Here is a 3,397-nt window from a genome sequence, read left to right as displayed (position 1 = left end):
TATTCCGGATGAAAAAACGGCGCAGATTGCAGAGGGGAATTTGCAAGTTATTCACCCGGATGGTTCTATTGCCAAAAAAGACGATAAGTTTATCGCGGATGGAAAAACCAAATATCGTGTCAGGGCAATTGTCACGGATAAATCAGGTAATTTATTGCCTGATGCCGAGGTGACTTTCCAGGCGGATAATCAGGCTCAAATAACGTCGGGAGGGCTGAAAACAGATAAAGAAGGGAAAGTTGATAGCTCAATCAGCAGCACCAAGTCAGGAACAACGATGGTGACCGCGTTTATTAACAGAAGTACTGGAACTGTGCAGTCGGAGTTATCCATGTTGTTTATTGGGGATAACAGGACTGCCAATGTCGTAAAAGTGGAATTGGATACGAGTAAAAATAAACCGGATTCAGATGGAAAATATATTGCTGATGGTAAAACGCCGGTTTCCTTAAACGCTTTTGTTACTGATAAACATGGCAATGTACTGCCATCAATCACCGTTCGTTGGACGTCTGATAGCGACAAAGACAGTGTTGCATTCGGAAGTGTTCAATCAGAGACCGGTGACAATGGTGTGGCTGTTACCACCATAACCAGCAGAAAAGCGTCTAATGTCAAAGTGACGGCCAGTGTGAATAAAGGCTCAGAAACCAGCTCAAGTACCTCAGAACCTATCCAGTTTAAAGCTGATTTATCTACCGGAAAGCTTTCTGCAATAACGGCATCAAAATCTGAAGCGCTTATTGCCGATGATAAAGACAGCGTAGAGCTGGTTTCTCAACTTTTGGATCAGCATGGAAACCCATTGAAAGGGGAAAAGGTCGTATGGTCGGCAGATAAAAGCAGTGCGGTGATTAATCAAACCAGTACAACGGATGAAAATGGATACGCAAAAACAATATTACGGACGACCCAAGCTGGAGCAATTACGGTAACCGCAAACTATGGCGATTCAAATAATGACCAGCACATTACAATTGATACGCAGGCAGATTTGAAGACAGCTAAAATCACGCTCACGAGTGAGAACAAAGTGGCTGTAGCTGATAGGCAGGAACGCATTAAAATTATTGCAACTGCAGTGGATGCAAATAACAACCCTTTGGTTGGCGGGAAGATCACCTGGAATTCATCGGACAGTAGCCCATTAACCTCGGTTGAGGGTTTGATTGATGCACAGGGTAAAACCAATACTATGATTTCCAGCACTCAAGCAGGGGAGAAAGTGATTGAAGCCAGACTGACAAATAATATTAAAGCCACGCATACTGTTACTTTTACGGCTATCTTACCAGATTCTGAACAGGCTGATGTTGAAGGCATAAAATCCCAAAGCCGCTTTACCTTATCACCGCAATCAATTGTGGCAAATGGAGCTACAAAATCTGAAGCCAAGTTGATTCTAAAAGATCAGCATGGGAATTTAATTCCCGGTCAGAATGAAAAAATCAAATATTCAGTCGTCTCTGGTGATGCTGACAGTATTACCTTCCATAATCAAAAGGAATCTGCAACCGGTACTTATGGTGTCACTATTTCATCGGGGACAAAGGAAGGTACGGTTGTTATCCGTGCAAAAATCACCGAGAAACTTTATTTTGACGCGACGCTAAAACTTTTGGCTGATGCAAAGACGGCGCAGTTGGCGACCGTGACCATGGTGAAGGAAAATACAAACACGTCGAGTTTTATTCCGGTGATCGCAGATGGTCAGGATAATGTCAAGATTAAAGCCCAACTCCAAGATAAGAATGGCAATAAATCACTGCCAGGAATCAATGTGAGTTGGAAAACATCTTTGGGAGATCTGTTTTCCATATCGAGCCAAACCGATGCAAATGGGATCGCAGAGGTAACGTTGGCAAGCACACAAGCTGGTGATGCACAAGTTACTGCGATGCTGGGAACGGAAGAGAAAACAGCATCAACTCAGGCACGCTTTATGGCAGGGGCACTTTCAGCCGCCCATTCATTAGTGACTATCTCAAAAAATGTTGCGGTTGCTGGTGAAGACGTGCAAATCACGTTTACCCCGAAAGACAAATATGGCAATACGCTGACGGAAACCGTAGGAAATATTACCTTAGCATTTTCGAATAATTTGGGCATAAAGCCCATCGCCCCTGTTTTCAGGCCAAATAACGCGGGGAGTTATATTGCGACCATTCACGGGACAAAAGCCGGTCAGACGGACATTACTGTGAATGTTGATGACTTGCGTATTGATCAATCGGTCAACTTGGAGATAGTGGCGAACAGTGCAAAACCTCAGGCTACAGATGAAAAAAATCCATTTACATTGAGTAAAAAAGGTGTTGATGGCGTGCTTAAGGGCAGCGACAGCGTCACTGTCGATGAGACGGTCATTTATTCGATTTCATTGACAGATGAAAATGGCAACCCACTGGGTGCAGGTATTCAGACAGATTGGTCCATTGAAGGCAAGGGATCGCTAAGCGGGACACGAGTATTAACAGACAATGAGGGTATTGCCAAAGTCGAACTGAGCAGTAATGAAATCGGCACGGCGACAGTCACGGTCAATCTGCCTGGTGGAAAATCGTATACTCAGAATACGGTATTTACGCCCGGCAAACTGAATGCAACCGTGTCAGAATTAACGTTATCTAAACCCAGCATCATTGCGGATGGCAAGGATACAACGACGCTCACGGTGAAATTGTATGATACGTTTAAAAATGCGATTCCTAATCAATCAACGCAGATTAACGTTACGGCACCTGAGGCGAGTGGTGTCAATATTTCCTCGCAAGTGATCGAAAATAAAGCTCGTCCCGGAGAATACGCTATCTCCATTAATGGAACAAAAAGTGGCAAGGTGAAATTCACGGTATTTGTTGATAGCACGGAGTTGCTCAAGAAACCGGTTCTAAAACTTGTTGGTGACAGCCGGACTAAAAAGATGGCGGATTTCACTGTCAGCCAGAATCCGGTGCAGGTAGGCAATTCCGTGACTTATTCACTGAAAGTCATTGATGCCAATAATAACCCATTGGAAGACATAATGGTTTCATGGCGCTTGCCATCAAACATGGTTTATGACAACACACATAAACCAAAATCTGCCAGCCAAACGAATGAACTCGGTATTGCAGAGATAGACCTGCTCCCCCTTAGCGTAGGAAAGTTCACGCTGGAAGCCTCTTTGGACGGACAGGAGTATGAAAAAATGCCGGAATTGACAGTCACGCCTTCATCGGTTGACCTGAAAAAATCAACATTTACTTCTAGTCTGAAGAAAATTGAGGTTGGAGATAAGCTTCAGGAAGCAGTATTAACGGTGACTTTATTGGATAAATACGACAATCCGATCAGTGGCCAAAAGGTTAATATTGAATTAGTGAATGAATTAGAGGGCGTTAAGGTGAAGACGGTC

The 3,397-nt window shown here is 43.8% G+C and carries 1 protein-coding gene; it reads left to right on the top strand.

Annotated elements, in window-relative coordinates; genetic code table 11:
- A partial coding sequence (locus tag FE392_RS19295; protein WP_319931767.1) for an Ig-like domain-containing protein occupies positions 1-3,397 on the top strand: 3,397 nt, incomplete at both ends.

This window comes from Xenorhabdus santafensis, assembly GCF_033949405.1.
GTDB lineage: Bacteria > Pseudomonadota > Gammaproteobacteria > Enterobacterales > Enterobacteriaceae > Xenorhabdus > Xenorhabdus santafensis.
The sequence above is the reverse complement of the archived record's forward strand: the minus strand, read 5'-3'. Positions and strand labels throughout refer to the sequence as shown.